Below are 14,616 nucleotides of genomic sequence, written 5' to 3' on the forward strand. Positions count from 1 at the left end.
CAGGGTCATGATGGATGCAGTTGCACGCCCGCCCGAGTCGGGGACGGACATCGCCGCGATCGCAGCCGACGCCGCCGGCGAGCATGCGGTCGGCCGGCCCACGGTCTATGTCTACGAAGCGCCCGTGCGCATCTGCCACTGGGTCAACGCGTTCGCGATCATCGTTCTGATGATCACCGGCTATCTGATCGGATCACCGCTGCCGACGGTGTCGGGGGAGGCGTCGGCGAATTTCGTGATGGGCTACATCCGCTTTGCCCATTTCGCGGCCGGACAGGTGCTGGCGGTGTTCTTCCTCGCCCGCATCTTCTGGGCTTTCGTCGGCAACCACCACTCCCGGCAGATCTTCTACATTCCGGTGCATCGCAAGCAATTCTGGAAGGAGGTGCTGCACGAGATCCGCTGGTACGCCTTCTTGGAACGTGAGCCGAAGATGTATGTCGGCCACAATCCGCTGGCGCAGACGGCGATGTTCACCGGCTTCACGCTGTTCGTGACCTTCATGATCGTCACCGGCTTTGCGCTCTATTCGGAAGGCACCGGGATCGACAGCTGGCAGCACAAGCTGTTCGGCTGGGTATTCGCCATCTGGCCGAACAGCCAGGACGTCCATACCTGGCATCATCTCGGGATGTGGGCGCTGGTCACCTTCGTGATGGTGCACGTCTATGCCGCCATTCGCGAAGACATCATGTCGCGCCAGAGCATCATCTCCTCGATGATCTCGGGCGAGCGGCAGTTCCGCGACTGACAGGAGGGCCGGCATGGTCGATGAGCGCGGGCGCGACCGCATTCTGGTGCTCGGGATCGGCAACATTCTCTGGGCTGACGAAGGCTTCGGTGTGCGGGTGGTGGAGGAATTCCACCGCCGCTTCACCGTGCCCGACAACGTCACGATCCTCGATGGCGGCACGCAAGGACTCTACCTCGTCAACTATGTCGAGGAAGCCGACAGTCTGATCGTGTTCGACGCCATCGACTACGGCCTCGTGCCGGGCGAGCTCAAGCTGGTCCGGGACGACGAGGTGCCGCGCTTCACCGGCGCCAAGAAGATGAGCCTGCACCAGACGGGCTTCCAGGAAGTGCTGAGCGCGGCCGACCTGCTCGGCCGTTATCCGCAACGGCTTGCGCTGATCGGCTGCCAGCCGCTCGACCTCGAGGATTGGGGTGGGCCGCTGACCGCGCCTGTCCTCGCGCAGATCGGGCCGTCGATCGAGCTGGCCTGCGCCCTGCTGGCGGAATGGGGCGCACCCGCCGTGCCGCGGCGTGAACCGCTCGCCGGCGACGAACGCCTGCTTGCGAACGACATCGACCATCACAGCTACGAGCTGCGGGCGCGCCCGGCCGAGTGACCGCGCCGCGAGGAAATCCGCCATGTGTCTTGGCCTGCCGATGACAATCCTCGAGACCGATGGCGTCTCGGCACTGTGCAGCTTCGACGGCGAGGAGCGCCGCGTCTCGGTGCTGTTGCTGTCGAACCCGCCGGTGGGGGCCAAGGTGCTCGTCTATATCGACAACGCCGTTCGCCTGCTCGATGACGAAGAAGCGCGGCTGATCGGTGAGGCGCTGCGCGGCCTGCAGGCGGCCGTGAACGGCGAGAATTGCGATGACTTCTTCGCGGATCTGATCGGGCGCGAGCCGGAGCTTCCGGAGCATTTGCGGTAGCGGCGTGATGCCCTCGGGCAGCGCCGGATTGCTGATAACAAAATTTCCATAGATGAAGTAAGTTTGCAGGCTTTCTCTGGAAAGCACCTTTCCGATTTCTTGCGCAATCCTTAGTTGCAATAAAAATCGAATATGTTTCAATGTCTTGGATGCTACCGGCCCCGCGTGGGTGTCTGGCACGTCGATTGCTGATCATGGGGAATATGGCAACGATAACTGGTCAGGGAGAAACACCGATGGAAATGCAGCAGCGTGACCCCGCGCGCGCGCGAGGCGGGTTGCCGGAGGTCGATACCGGCGCCGTCGATGCCTTTCTCGCCGAGGCTGATTGTGCCGGGCTCGTCGCCGTGCTGCTGTCGGCCGGGGATCCCGCGCGATTTCCGGAGGCGCTGGACGTGGCCATCGTGCTGCCGGAGCTGATCACGGCGTTTCAGGGCCGGCTGCGTGGCGCGATCATCGCGCGCGACGCGGAGGCCGAGCTCGGGGCGCGATTTGGCGTGCGCGTGCAGCCGAGCCTGATCCTGTGCCGCGGCGCGGAGACGCTTGGCCTGATCGCCAAGATCCAGGACTGGTCTGTCTATGTCGACCGCATCTCGCGGCTGATCGACCGGCCGCAGGGCGCGACGGCAGCGGTCGTCGCCAGCATCGTCCCAGTCCATCAGCCTGCGGGAGTCGAGCGATGAAGCCGGGATTCTGGATCGCGCCTGAAGGAGCCGAGGAGCCGGTCAACATCTTTCCGATCGGCGAAGAGGCGCTCGATACCTCCCACAAGGGGCTGACCGCTTCCGGAGCGCTGGCCAAGCTGGCCTCGCTCGACTCGGAGGCGCTGGCGCGGAGCTGCCCGCGCGCGGTCGAATTGCTGTCGACGATTGCATCCGCCATCGCGGCGCAGACTGCCGGCGCACCGACGCAATTATTCCGTCTCGAAGGCCTCAACGATCTCGAGCGGCGGCTGATCGACGACGTGCTGGGCGAGGGCGAGGTCGCGGGCGTCGTGGCTCTTCCCGACGGGACGCTGGCTCAAATCCAGGAATCGGTGCTCGCCGGCATCTGGCGGGTGCGGCTGGAAGCGGATGAGCGCCACGACTACATCGAGGTCGGCGCCGTGCCGGAGATCGTGTCGCGCGCCGCCGCCGATCTGACCGCGGGTGACATCGTGATCGGCCCTGTGCCCGAGGGCACGATGAACGCGCTGCCGGTGCTCGCCGAGATCCGCGAGCGCGCGCTGTCCTGGCGACCGGGCCAGCGCTCGCAGACCATCAACTTCACGCTGCTGCCGATGAGCCCGGCCGACATGAGTTTCCTGCAGCAGACGCTCGGCAACGGCCCGATCCAGTTGATGTCGCGCGGCTACGGCACCTGCCGCGTGCTCGCGACCGGCATCCGCCATGTCTGGTCGGTGCAGTTCTTCAACGCCATGGATACGATCATTCTCGACACCCTCGAAGTCGGCGGCGTGCCGGTGGTCGCGCTCGCCGCGGCTGAGGATTTCGAGGATTCGGCCGAGCGCCTGACCCAGATCATCGAGGCCTATTTCACATGAGCGGCGGCTTCGAGAATTTCGGTGTCCGCAGCGATCTCGCTGATGACGTGTTGCTGGAGTGCGGCATCTGCTGGACGCGCTACGATCCGGCCGAAGGTGACGGCGTCGCGCAGATTCCGCCGGGGACGCCGTTCGCGGCGCTGCCGGACGACTGGCATTGCCCGAACTGCGATGCGCCGAAAGCCAAGTTCATGGTGGTCGAGCCATGAGCGCTGAGGCGGCCGGGCAGGGCACGTCTGACGTCACGCCGGTCGCGTGGGGCGAGCGTCTCGCCGGCTTCTATCGCGAGATCGGCGCGCGTGCGATGCGCGATCTGCCGATCTATCACGACGCGCTCGACGTCGAGGCGATTGGATTTTCGGTTGTCGAGGGCCGCATCCTCGGCATCGTCGTCACGCCGTGGTTCATGAACGTGGTCACTCCGGCCGCCCAGGGCTCCGCGGGATCCGTCGTCAAGATCGTGCTTCCGGCCGGCTCGTTCGAGTTCACGATCGGCGATATCGCCGGGATCGGGCGGATCGCGAGCTGCTCGCTGTTCTCGCCGATGTTCGAGTTCGCGGACATGGCCGCGGCGCGTGCGGCGGCTGAGGCCGCTCTGGCCGCGCTGATGACGGCGCCGGAGGATGACCTGTCGTCCGAACGCGCTGCGAAGGCGTCGAGCACGATCGATCGCCGGGCGTTCCTGCGTGGGACCCTTTCCGAGGGCCGCGCATGACCCTCACGTTCCGCAACCGCATCGACGTCACGCTGTCGGTCGCTGATCAGCTGATCGTCGGCGTCGACATTCAGCCGCGCACGCGGCCGCCGCTGGAACGGCTGTTCGCCGGCAAGCCGGCCGAGATGCTGCTTGCGGCCCTGCCGCGGCTGTTCTCGCTGTGCGCCGGTGCACACCAGGTCGCGCTGCTCTCGGCGCTGGAGGCGGCCCGCGGCGAGCAGGCTGCGCCGTCGACGCGCCATCGTCGGATCCAGGCCGTGCTGGCGGAACGCTTCGCCGAACTCATGCGCGGTCTGCTGATTGCTTCAATGGCGGACAATCGCAGTGTCGCGCAGCCGGTGCAACGGCTGTTGCAGGCGATCGCCTCGCTGCAGACGCCTTCCGACGCTGATGCCCCGCAGCAATCTCGCGCTGCAACCTTGTCTCAAATCAAGATGGGCATGGTGGCTCTGGGCATAGGCTGGCCAGCGGAGCCGGTTCTGCCGGGAACTCCGCTTGCATCGATGATGGACGCGGCCCGGAAGGCCGCCGATGATGGAGGATGGAGCCACATGCCGGCCGAGCACGACATCCTGTCGGCCGCCGATGATGGCGCCATCGTCACGCGATTGATCGACGTGGGATCTGCCTTTGCTGAGGCTCCCGAACTTGACGGCCGCGTTCCGGAGACCGGAGTCTGGGCCCGCTATGCGGAGCGCCATCAGTTGGCATCAGCCGGCCCCGTCGAACGCCTCTCAGCCAAGATCGCTGAGATTGCCGAGCTGCTCCGCTTGATCGAGGCGGGTGAGGCGGAGGCCGCCGCGGCCGACCCGCATGCCGTCGCAAGCTACGGGCTTGGCCCGCGGCGCGGCGCCGCCGCGGTCGAATGCGCGCGCGGCCGGCTGCATCACGCGATCGAGCTGGATGCGCACGGCACGGTCTCGCGTTTCGAGTATCTGGCGCCGACGGAATGGAACTTTCACCCGCGCGGTCCTGTCGTGAGGAGCCTCACGGGAGTTGCGCTGCGCGGCACCGTCGATCGCCACGCCGTCCATACGATGGTCGGATCGTTCGATCCCTGCGTCGGCTATCACCTGGCGTTCCGGGGGATGGCCGATGCATGAAATGGCGCTGTGCGAAGGCATCGTCGAGATCGTCGAGCAGGAGGCACGCAAGGGCGCCTTCTCCACGGTGAAGACCGTATGGTTGGAGATCGGTGCGCTCAGCCATGTCGCGCCGGAGGCGCTGCGATTCTGTTTCGAGGCGGTGACCGCGAAGACCCTGTTGCAGGGGGCAGCGCTCGAGATCATCGAACAGCCGGGCACGGCATGGTGCCTGGGCTGCTCGCGCAGCGTCGAGATCAGCCAACGCTATCAGCCCTGTCCGGTCTGCGGCAGTCATCAGCTGCAGGTCACGGGCGGTGAGGACATGCGGGTCAAGGAGCTGGAGGTCGAGTAATGTGCACGGTGTGTGGCTGCAGTGACGGCAAGTCCTCCATCGAGACCGGTGATCATGATCACGATCACGGCGAGCATCATCATGCTCATGGACATGATCACAGCCATGATCAGTCCGGACATCATCACCATTACGGCCATCATGATCACGAGCATGGTCACCATCACGATGATCACCATCATGATCACGGTCGGCAGCATGATCATCATCATGATCATGCTGCCGACCACGTCGACTGTTCGGCCAATCCGGCCGGACAGGAGGTTGCCGGTCTCTCCAGCGGGCGCATCATCCAGATCGAACGCGACATTCTCGGCAAGAACAACCGGCTCGCGGCAGAAAACCGCGCGCGCTTCGCCGCGCATGACGTGCTGGCATTCAATTTCGTCTCCAGCCCAGGCGCCGGCAAGACCTCGCTGCTGGTGCGCGCCGTCTCCGATCTCAAGCAGAGCCGGCCCGTCGCGGTGATCGAGGGCGACCAGCAGACCTCCAACGATGCCGAGCGCATCCGCGCCACCGGCGTGCCGGCGATCCAGATCAACACCGGCAAGGGCTGTCATCTCGACGCGGCCATGGTCGGCGAAGCCTTTGGCCGGCTGCCGTCATTGCGCGGCGGGCTGCTGTTCATCGAGAATGTCGGCAACCTCGTCTGTCCGGCCGCCTTCGATCTCGGCGAAGCTTGCAAGATCGTCGTGTTCTCGACCACCGAGGGCGAAGACAAGCCGCTCAAATATCCCGACATGTTCGCGGCATCATCGCTGATGCTGATCAACAAGATCGATCTGGCGCCGGTGCTCGATTTCGATCTTGCGCAGACGATCGAATATGCCCGCCGCGTCAATCCGAAGATCGAGGTGCTGACGATCTCCGCGAAGACAGGCGAGGGCCTTTCTGCGTTCTACGCCTGGATCAGGAAGCAGTCTGAGCGGATGCGGGCGAGCGCAGCGAACGCGGTGCGGGGATGAGCACGCCCGGCCGGACATCGGCGGCGAACCATGCGCGCCTCAGGCTCCGCGTCCGCGGCGCCGTGCAGGGCGTCGGCTTTCGTCCCTATGTCCACGGCCTGGCCACGCGCCATCGGCTCGGCGGCTTCGTCGCCAATGACGCTGATGGCGTGCTGATCGAGGTCGAGGGCGACGAGGTCGCTGACTTCGTCGCGGCGCTGCCGCGGCAGGCGCCGCCGCTGGCCCGCATCGACGACATCGCTATCGAGCCGATCGTGGCCGATTGCAGCACGGGCTTCCGGATCGCCCAGAGCACGGGCGGGCGCGTCACGACGCGGATCGTGCCCGACGCCGCCACCTGTGACGCGTGCCTGGCCGAGCTGTTCGATCGCAATAGCCGCTTCCATCTCTATCCCTTCGTCAACTGCACCCATTGCGGCCCGCGCTTCACCATCGCCGAGCGCCTGCCCTACGATCGCGCGTCCACTTCGATGAAGCGCTTTCCGATGTGCGAGGCGTGCCGCTCCGATTACGAAGATCCCGCCGGGCGCCGCTTTCATGCCGAGGCGATATCGTGCCCGCGTTGCGGGCCGCGGCTCAGCCATGGCATCGATGATATCGCGGCCGCGCTCGCCGATGGCAGGATCGTCGCCATCAAGGGTCTCGGCGGCTATCAGCTGCTGTGCGACGCCCGGGATGAGCAGGCCGTCCAGCGGCTGCGCGCGCGCAAGCAGCGCGATGGCAAGCCGTTCGCCGTGATGCTCGCTACCGTCGACGCTGCAACCGAGATTGCCGAGATTGATGCGCCTGCGCGCGCGCTGCTGGAGCAGGTGGCGCGACCGATCGTGCTGCTGCGCTCGCGCCAACGTGTCGCGTCCTCGGTCGCACCGGGCCTTTCGAAGATCGGCGTGTTGCTGCCGCTCGCACCGCTGCATCATCTGATCTTCCATGCGCTGGAGGCGCGCCGGCCGGCCGCTGATGGACCATGGGCGGTGGTCTGCACCAGCGCCAATCCAAGTGGCGAGCCGCTGCTGACCGACAATGACGAGGCGCGCGCGGACCTCGCCGACATTGCGGATCTGATCGTCACCCACGATCGCGACATCGTCATCCGCGCCGACGATTCCGTGCTTGCTGTCGTGGCCGGCGTTCCCCGCTTCGTCAGGCGCGCGCGCGGCTATGTTCCGGAGCCGATCCGGCTCGCGCGCGCCATGCCGCCGGTGCTCGCGGTCGGCGCTCAGCTGAAGGCGACGGTGACGGTGACGCGCGGCGACGAGGCATTCGTGTCGCAGCATCTCGGCGATCTCGACACCGGGGCTGCGATCCGCTTCTTCGAGGAGACGATCGCGCATCTCACCTCCATCCTGGACGTCGAGCCGGTCGCGATCGCGCATGACCTGCACCCGGACATGGCGTCGACGCGGTTCGCGCTGGCACACGGTCTGCCGACGCTGCCGGTGCAGCATCACCATGCGCATGCGGCCTCGGTCATGGCCGAGCATGGCGTGACCAGCCCCGCCCTCGCGCTGGTGCTGGATGGCTATGGCTATGGCAGCGATGGCGGCGCCTGGGGCGGTGAGTTGCTGTCGTGCGACGGAGCGGGCTTCCAGCGCCTCGGCCATCTCGCTCCCTTGAAGATGCCGGGCGGCGACCGGGCCGCACGGGAGCCGTGGCGGATGGCGGCTTCCGTGCTGCACGATATTGGTCGCGGTGACGAAATCGGGTGGCGTTTTGCGACCCAGCCGCAGGCGCGAAACATGCCGATGCTGCTGGATCGTGCCGATGCCGCGGTCACCAGCAGTGCCGGCCGGTTGTTCGATGCCGTGGCCGGCCTGCTCGGTGTCAACACGGTGCAGAGCTACGAAGGCGAGGCGGCGATGAAGCTGGAGGCGCTGGTGCGGGAACCGGCGACGCTGGAGCGCGGCTGGACCATTGCCGATGGCGTGCTGTCGCTGCGGCCGCTGCTCGCGCATCTGATCGCGCGAGATCTCGACGCCGTCGCGGCGGCGGAGCTGCTTCACGGCACCTTGGCCGCGGCCTGCGTCGACTGGACCGTGAGAGCATCGCGCGCGACCGGCATCGGCACGATCGTGCTGAGCGGCGGCTGCTTCCTCAATGCGCATCTGGCCGAACAGATCGTGCGCGGCTGCCGTTCCGCGGGCCTCGACCCGCTGCTGCCGCGCCGGCTGCCGCCCAATGATGGCGGCCTCAGCCTCGGGCAGGCCTGGGTGGCGGGTCTGCATCTCACGCAAAACAATATGGTGTCTGGAGGGACCGTCTGATGTGCCTGGCCATTCCTGCCGAGGTGATCAAGCTCTTGCCTGACGACATGGCGATCGTCTCGATCGACGGCGTCAGCAAGGAGGTCTCGATCGCGCTGATCGAGGAGATCGCCGTCGGCGACTACGTCATTCTTCATGTCGGCCATGCGCTGGCCAGGATCGATCCGGAGGAGGCGCGCGAGACGCTCGACCTGCTCCGGCAGATGGGCGAGGTTGTGGCGGAGGTCAGACCATGAAATATGCCGACGAGTTTCGCGACAAGGAACTGGCGACCGGGCTTGCGCGCGCCATCCGCGCCAAGGCCGATCCGGCGCGCGCCTATCGCTTCATGGAGTTCTGCGGCGGCCATACCCATGCGATCGCGCGCTATGGCCTCGAGGACATGTTGCCGGACAATGTGCGCATGATCCACGGCCCGGGATGTCCGGTCTGCGTGCTGCCGGCCGGGCGCATCGACATGGCGATCGCGCTCGCCGAACGCCCCGAGGTCATCCTCTGCGTCTATGGCGACCTGATGCGCGTGCCGGGCTCGCGCGGGTCCTCGCTGCTCAAGGCGAAAGCGCGCGGCGCCGACATCCGCATGGTATACTCGACGCTGGATGCGATCGCGCTGGCCGAGCAGAATCCTGGTCGCGAGGTGGTGTTCTTCGCCATCGGCTTCGAGACGACGACGCCGCCGACCGCCGTGATGATCCGGGCCGCCGAGAAGAAGCAGCTGTCGAACTTCACCGTGTTCTGCAACCACGTGCTGACGCCGCCGGCGATGCGCGCGATCCTCGACAGCGACACGCCGATCGAGATCGACGGCTTCGTCGGGCCGGCGCATGTCTCGACCGTGATCGGCACCGAGCCCTATGCGCCGTTCGCGCGCAATGACGGCAAGCCGGTCGTGATCGCGGGCTTCGAGCCGCTCGACATGATGCAGGCGATCCTGATGCTGATCGAGCAGGTCAATGACGGCCGTCACGAAGTCGAGAACCAGTATCGCCGCGCGGTCACCGGCAGCGGCAACCGGCGCGCCATTCAAGAGGTCGCCGAGATCTTCGAGCTGCGCGACCAGTTCGAATGGCGTGGCCTCGGCAGCATTCCGGCGAGCGCATTGAAATTGCGGCCCGCCTTCGCGCATCTCGACGCCGAGCTGCGCTTCGCGATGTCCGAACTGGTCGTCGCCGACAATCCGGCCTGCGAATGTCCGGCCATTTTGCGTGGCCTGAAGAAGCCGGTGGACTGCAAGCTGTTCGGCACCGCCTGCACGCCGGAGACGCCGATCGGCTCCTGCATGGTGTCGTCGGAAGGCGCCTGCGCGGCGCATTGGACCTATGGCCGCTTCCGCGACCATCAGCGGAGGCTCGCATCATGAGCATTCACCAGCGCCGGCTCGACATCAAGAGCGGCTGCATCGACCTCTCGCACGGCGCCGGCGGCCGCGCGATGGCGCAACTGATTGCCGGCCTGTTCCACGAGGCGTTCGGCAACGAATGGCTGGCGCGCGGCAACGACCAGTCGGCGTTCGACGTCGCGGCCGGCCGCATGGTGATGACGACCGACGGCTATGTCGTCTCGCCGCTGTTCTTCCCCGGCGGCAATATCGGCTCGCTCGCGGTGCACGGCACGGTCAACGACATCGCCATGGCCGGCGCCAGGCCGCTGTATCTGTCGGCCAGCTTCATCATCGAGGAGGGGTTTCCGTTTTCCGACCTGAAGCGGATCGCCGATGCGATGGGCGAGGCGGCGCGCGAGGCCGGCATCGCGATCATCACCGGCGATACCAAGGTGGTCGAGCGCGGCAAGGCGGATGGCGTGTTCATTTCGACGGCCGGTGTCGGCGTGCTGCCGCAAGGCCTCGATCTCTCTGCCGACAAGGCCAGGCCCGGTGACCGCGTGCTGCTGTCCGGCAGCCTCGGCGACCACGGCGTGGCGATCATGTCGCGGCGGCAGAACCTCACCTTCGACACCGAGATCGTCTCCGACTCGGCCTCGCTGCACGGTCTCGTCGCCGACATGGTCGCAGCCGGCGGCGCCGGCATCCGGCTGATGCGCGATCCCACGCGCGGCGGGGTTGCGGCCACGATGAACGAGATCGCCCAGCAGTCGAATCTGGGCTTCCGTCTGCAGGAGGAAGCGATTCCGGTGAAGCCGGCGGTCGCGGCCGCCTGCGAGCTGCTCGGGCTCGATCCACTCCACGTCGCCAATGAGGGCAAGCTGGTCGCGATCGTCGCGCCTGAGCTGGCCGGCGCCGTTCTCGCCGCCATGAGGGCGCATCCGCTCGGCCGCGATGCGGCTGAGATCGGCGAAGCTGTGGCCGATGATCATCGCTTCGTCCAGATGGCGACGAGCTTCGGCGGCGGCCGCATCGTCGACTGGCTGTCGGGCGAGCAGCTGCCGCGGATCTGCTGAGACGCGCGATGGGCATCCAGGGAACGATACTGGTCGTGGACGACGAGGTCCGGTCACAGGAGGCGCTGCGGCGCGTCCTCAACCAGGATTTCGAGGTCTTGTGTGCGGGCAACACCAACGATGCCGAGAAGCTGCTCGAAGGCGAGATCGTGCATGCGGTGATCTGCGACCAGCGCATGCCGCAGGAATCCGGCGTCAGCTTCCTGAAGCGCGTGCGCGAGATGTGGCCCGACCCTGTCAGGATGATCATCTCGGGCTATTCGGATTCCGAGGACATCATCGCCGGCCTCAACGAGGCCGGCATCTATCAGTATATCACGAAGCCCTGGCAGCCGGACCGCCTGATCGAGATCGTCCGCGAGGCCGTGCAGCTCTACCGGCTGCAGAAGGAGACGGAGACCGCCGGCGTCGACGTGAAGGCCACGCCGGCCCATATCAAGAAGGTCGTGTCGGTCAAGCGCGGCGCCGCCAAACAGCTCTATGATTTCGACCGCATCGTGCATTCGGCCGCGAGCCCGATGCGCAACGTGATCGAGCTCGGCCGGCGCGCTGCCGACTACGACATCTCGGTCTTGATCACCGGCGAATCCGGCACCGGCAAGGAGCTGCTCGCACGTGCGATTCATTATGGCTCTGCGCGCGCCACCAAGGCCTTCGTGGTCGAGAATTGCGGCGCGCTGCCGGATGAGCTGCTCGAAAGCGAGCTGTTCGGCTGCAAGAAGGGCGCGTTCACCGGCGCCTATCAGGACCGCATCGGCCTGTTCGAGGTCGCCGACGGCGGCACCATCTTTCTCGACGAGATCGGCGAGACATCCCCCGCCTTTCAGGTCAAGCTGCTGCGCGTGCTGCAGGAGAGCGAGATCCGGCCGCTCGGCGCGCAGCGCGTGCGCCAGGTCGATGTGCGCGTGGTCGCCGCGACCAACCGGGATCTCGAGGCCGAAGTCGAGGCGGGCCGCTTCCGGCGCGATCTGTACTACCGGCTCGCCGCGTTTCCGGTGCACATGCCGTCCTTGCGCGAACGGCCGATGGACATTCCGCTGATCGCCGAGGGCGTGCTATCGGCGGTGAAGACATCGTTCAACCGGCCGTATCTGCGGTTCGCACCGGCGGCGCTGGAGGAATTCTCCCGCTATCACTGGCCCGGCAACGTTCGCGAGTTGCAGAACGAGATCCAGCGCATGGCCGTGCTGGCCGATGCCGACGAACTGCGCTGTCCGCCGTTTGCCGGCCGGCGCGGCGGCCGCCGCGCCGCGCCCGCGATCGCCAATGGCAAGCTCAATGGTTCCGGGAGCCTGAAGGACAAGGTCGAGGATCTCGAAAAGACCATCATCGTTCACTGTCTGGAGAAATATGATGGTAACATCAGTCGCGTCGCCAGCGAGCTCGGCCTGTCCCGGGTGGGGCTCCGGAACAAACTGTCGAGATACGATCTGAAGAAGCATGGCAAAGGCCACTCACTCTCCTGAGTCCGGGGCTGACACGCTGCTCAAGCTGATCGCGAGCAGCAGCACGCTCGAACTCGACAGCGAGCGCGAAGGCGTGTGGATCGAAGTGATCCGCAAGATGGACGAGGTCTATTCCGACCTGCTGCGCTACGAGGTCGATCTCGAGCACAAGAACGCCGAGCTCGAGGAAGCCCAGGCGTTCGTCACCAACGTCATCGAGTCCGTCTCCGACATCCTGGTCGTCTGTGACGCCAGGGGCACGGTACAGCAGGCCAACTCCGCCTTTCTGCAGACATCGGGACGGGCTTTGGCCGACATCGCAGGTCGCAACATCGCCGAGATGATCGATCCCGATCATCGGCCCAAGCTCGCCGCGCTGCTGACGCCGCGCAGCAGCGCCGATGTGGTCGACGGTGAATTGCGCTTTGCCGCGGCCGCCGGCGTCAGCTCCGACCTGTTCGCGATCAACAGCTCGCCGCGGCATGATCACCGCGGCCGCTTCATCGGCGTGGTGCTGACGGGGCGCCCGATCGGCGAGCTGCGCCGCGCCTATGAGGCCCTGCACAAGGCGCATCAGGAGCTGCAGCGGGCGCAGCGGCAATTGGTCGAGCAGGAGAAGATGGCGAGCCTCGGCCGCCTCGTCGCCGGCGTGGCCCACGAGCTGAACAATCCGATCAGCTTCGTCTACGGCAACATCCACACCCTGATGCGCTACCGCACCTCGCTGGTCGGCTATCTCGATGCCATCCACGAGCAGCCGGTCGCGGATGATGTCGCTGCGCTTCGCAAAGATCTCAGGATCGATGCCATCCTGGAGGATTTTGGCCCGCTGATCGATGGCACGCTGGAAGGCGCGGTGCGCATCAGCGAGATCGTCAAGAACCTGCGCCGCCTGTCGTTCTCGAAGCTCGGCGAGGTCGAGCGCGTCAACATCGAGCGACTGATCAATACCGCCGTGCTGTGGGCGGGGCGCACCAAGCAGCATCGTGTCGACATTCAGATCGAGGTCGAGCCGGATCTGTGGATCTCCGGCAACGAAGGCCAGCTGCATCAGGTGATCGTCAACCTCGTGGAGAACGCGATCGACGCGATGCGATCGACCGACCTGCCGCGCCTTCTGGTCGCGGTGGCGCGCCAGGGCAGCGAGATCGCCTTTCGCATCACCGACAACGGCCCCGGCATCGACAAGGATCATCTGACCCACATCTTCGAGCCGTTCTTCACGACCAAGCGCGTCGGGGAGGGGACGGGGCTCGGGCTGTGGATCAGCTACGGCATCGTTCGCGAGCACGGCGGCGAACTGCTGGCCAGCAACGAGCCGCAGGGCGGCGCCACGTTCTCTTTCACCTTGCCGGCGGCTTGACGATGCGCGCAGGGGCTGCCGCCGACGCCGACATGGGATGCTGAGCGTCCTCATCTCCCTTGAACGTCCGAGGCGATGCCGGGATTCCTGACGCGGGGTTGCCGGACGTCGCCGGCAAAGGCCAAGTCCGACGTGATCAGGACGCCGTCGCGACCGGCACGGGCTCGCGCTGCTTCGACAGCCGCGCCAGCAGCACCGTGGCGGTCCGCGTGATGTGCTGCCGGGCAAGATCCTCGGCTGTCTGCGCATCGCCCGCGATCACCGCCCGCAGGATGTCCTCGTGCTGGTCCCAGATCCGCCGCGGGGTCTCGTCGCGCATCAGCACCTCGCCCATCAGGCGCCTCAGATGCAGCCAATGCGGCAGCGTGGTGTCCTGGATGACGGAGTTGCCGGAGATCTCGTAGAGGAATTCATGAAACCTGACGTCGGCCTCGATCAGCTTCTCGACCGAATGCTCGCGCTCGGCGCGCCGGCCCTGCTCGATCAGCTTGGGGCCCTCCTCGGCCGCGCGCTCGGCGCCGCGCGTCGCCGCGAGCCGGCAGGCGAGGCCCTCGGCGACGGCGCGTATTTCATAGAGGTTGCGGATGAAGTCCGTGTCGATCGGCGCGACTTCCAGGCCGCGGCCCGGCGCGTCGCGGACGAACCCCTGATTGCGCAGCAGCAGCAGGGCCTGCTGCACCGGCTGGCGCGAGACGCCGAGGTCGCGGGCGAGATCGTCCTGGATGAGGCGGGCGGATTCCGGCAGCTCGCCGCCGACGATGTCGGAGAGAATGCGCTCGTAGACGCGTTCGGTCAGGCTCGGCTGTGTCTTCAGCGGTGGCACAC

At 66.4% G+C, this 14,616-nt stretch carries 17 protein-coding genes; 16 read left to right on the plus strand and 1 reads right to left on the minus strand.

Features of this window, described 5'->3' with window-relative positions:
- Window positions 1-7: 7 nt before the first annotated feature.
- The 16 genes from cybH to QW845_RS13590 all read left to right on the plus strand — a co-directional run bounded on the left by cybH (window position 8) and on the right by QW845_RS13590 (window position 13,791).
- Window positions 8-751, plus strand: coding sequence for a Ni/Fe-hydrogenase, b-type cytochrome subunit (gene cybH, locus QW845_RS13515; RefSeq protein ID WP_315802062.1), 744 nt, complete (start codon window positions 8-10; stop codon window positions 749-751).
- Between the two features lie 13 nt (window positions 752-764).
- The gene (locus QW845_RS13520) at window positions 765-1,352 is read left to right on the plus strand and encodes a HyaD/HybD family hydrogenase maturation endopeptidase (RefSeq protein ID WP_315802063.1); all 588 of its coding nucleotides are present in this window, start codon (window positions 765-767) and stop codon (window positions 1,350-1,352) included.
- Between the two features lie 22 nt (window positions 1,353-1,374).
- A complete protein-coding gene (locus QW845_RS13525) occupies window positions 1,375-1,665 on the plus strand; it encodes a HypC/HybG/HupF family hydrogenase formation chaperone (protein ID WP_315736711.1) in 291 nt (96 codons plus the stop codon).
- 236 nt (window positions 1,666-1,901) lie between these two features.
- Window positions 1,902-2,348, plus strand: coding sequence for a hydrogenase accessory protein (locus QW845_RS13530; protein ID WP_315802064.1), 447 nt, complete (start codon window positions 1,902-1,904; stop codon window positions 2,346-2,348).
- On the plus strand, window positions 2,345-3,208 hold the full coding sequence (locus QW845_RS13535; protein WP_315802065.1) for a hydrogenase expression/formation protein: 864 nt from the start codon (window positions 2,345-2,347) through the stop codon (window positions 3,206-3,208). The genes QW845_RS13530 and QW845_RS13535 overlap by 4 nt, the downstream gene beginning before the upstream one ends.
- Window positions 3,205-3,417, plus strand: coding sequence for a rubredoxin (locus tag QW845_RS13540; RefSeq protein WP_315736715.1), 213 nt, complete (start codon window positions 3,205-3,207; stop codon window positions 3,415-3,417). Before QW845_RS13535 ends, QW845_RS13540 begins: the two co-directional genes overlap by 4 nt.
- The gene (gene hybE, locus QW845_RS13545) at window positions 3,414-3,923 is read left to right on the plus strand and encodes a [NiFe]-hydrogenase assembly chaperone HybE (RefSeq protein WP_315802066.1); all 510 of its coding nucleotides are present in this window, start codon (window positions 3,414-3,416) and stop codon (window positions 3,921-3,923) included. The genes QW845_RS13540 and hybE overlap by 4 nt, the downstream gene beginning before the upstream one ends.
- The gene (locus QW845_RS13550; protein ID WP_315802067.1) at window positions 3,920-5,026 is read left to right on the plus strand and encodes a nickel-dependent hydrogenase large subunit; all 1,107 of its coding nucleotides are present in this window, start codon (window positions 3,920-3,922) and stop codon (window positions 5,024-5,026) included. The genes hybE and QW845_RS13550 overlap by 4 nt, the downstream gene beginning before the upstream one ends.
- Window positions 5,019-5,360 carry a hydrogenase maturation nickel metallochaperone HypA gene (gene hypA / locus QW845_RS13555; protein ID WP_315802068.1) on the plus strand — a complete coding sequence of 114 codons (342 nt, stop codon included), beginning with the start codon at window positions 5,019-5,021 and terminating at the stop codon, window positions 5,358-5,360. The genes QW845_RS13550 and hypA overlap by 8 nt, the downstream gene beginning before the upstream one ends.
- Window positions 5,360-6,325: a hydrogenase nickel incorporation protein HypB gene (hypB, locus tag QW845_RS13560; RefSeq protein ID WP_315802069.1), complete on the plus strand. Its 966-nt coding sequence runs from the start codon at window positions 5,360-5,362 to the stop codon at window positions 6,323-6,325. Before hypA ends, hypB begins: the two co-directional genes overlap by 1 nt.
- Window positions 6,322-8,586, plus strand: a complete 2,265-nt coding sequence (gene hypF, locus QW845_RS13565) for a carbamoyltransferase HypF (RefSeq protein ID WP_315802070.1) — start codon at window positions 6,322-6,324, stop codon at window positions 8,584-8,586. Before hypB ends, hypF begins: the two co-directional genes overlap by 4 nt.
- The gene (locus QW845_RS13570; RefSeq protein WP_315802071.1) at window positions 8,586-8,822 is read left to right on the plus strand and encodes a HypC/HybG/HupF family hydrogenase formation chaperone; all 237 of its coding nucleotides are present in this window, start codon (window positions 8,586-8,588) and stop codon (window positions 8,820-8,822) included. The genes hypF and QW845_RS13570 overlap by 1 nt, the downstream gene beginning before the upstream one ends.
- A complete protein-coding gene (hypD, locus tag QW845_RS13575; RefSeq protein ID WP_315802072.1) occupies window positions 8,819-9,946 on the plus strand; it encodes a hydrogenase formation protein HypD in 1,128 nt (375 codons plus the stop codon). The genes QW845_RS13570 and hypD overlap by 4 nt, the downstream gene beginning before the upstream one ends.
- Complete coding sequence (hypE, locus tag QW845_RS13580) at window positions 9,943-10,983, plus strand: hydrogenase expression/formation protein HypE (RefSeq protein ID WP_315802073.1); 1,041 nt, start codon at window positions 9,943-9,945, stop codon at window positions 10,981-10,983. The genes hypD and hypE overlap by 4 nt, the downstream gene beginning before the upstream one ends.
- A gap of 8 nt (window positions 10,984-10,991) precedes the next feature.
- A complete protein-coding gene (locus QW845_RS13585; RefSeq protein ID WP_315802074.1) occupies window positions 10,992-12,449 on the plus strand; it encodes a sigma-54 dependent transcriptional regulator in 1,458 nt (485 codons plus the stop codon).
- Entirely contained in the window at window positions 12,424-13,791 is a 1,368-nt protein-coding gene (locus QW845_RS13590) for a sensor histidine kinase (RefSeq protein ID WP_315802075.1), read from the plus strand. The genes QW845_RS13585 and QW845_RS13590 overlap by 26 nt, the downstream gene beginning before the upstream one ends.
- Window positions 13,792-13,927: 136 nt before the next feature.
- Here QW845_RS13590 and QW845_RS13595 read toward each other — a convergent pair whose 3' ends face one another.
- Window positions 13,928-14,614, minus strand: coding sequence for a GntR family transcriptional regulator (locus QW845_RS13595; RefSeq protein ID WP_315802076.1), 687 nt, complete (start codon window positions 14,612-14,614; stop codon window positions 13,928-13,930).
- Window positions 14,615-14,616: the final 2 nt, after the last annotated feature.

The sequence above is a fragment of the Bradyrhizobium sp. SZCCHNS3002 genome, assembly GCF_032377435.1.
Taxonomy (GTDB): domain Bacteria; phylum Pseudomonadota; class Alphaproteobacteria; order Rhizobiales; family Xanthobacteraceae; genus Bradyrhizobium.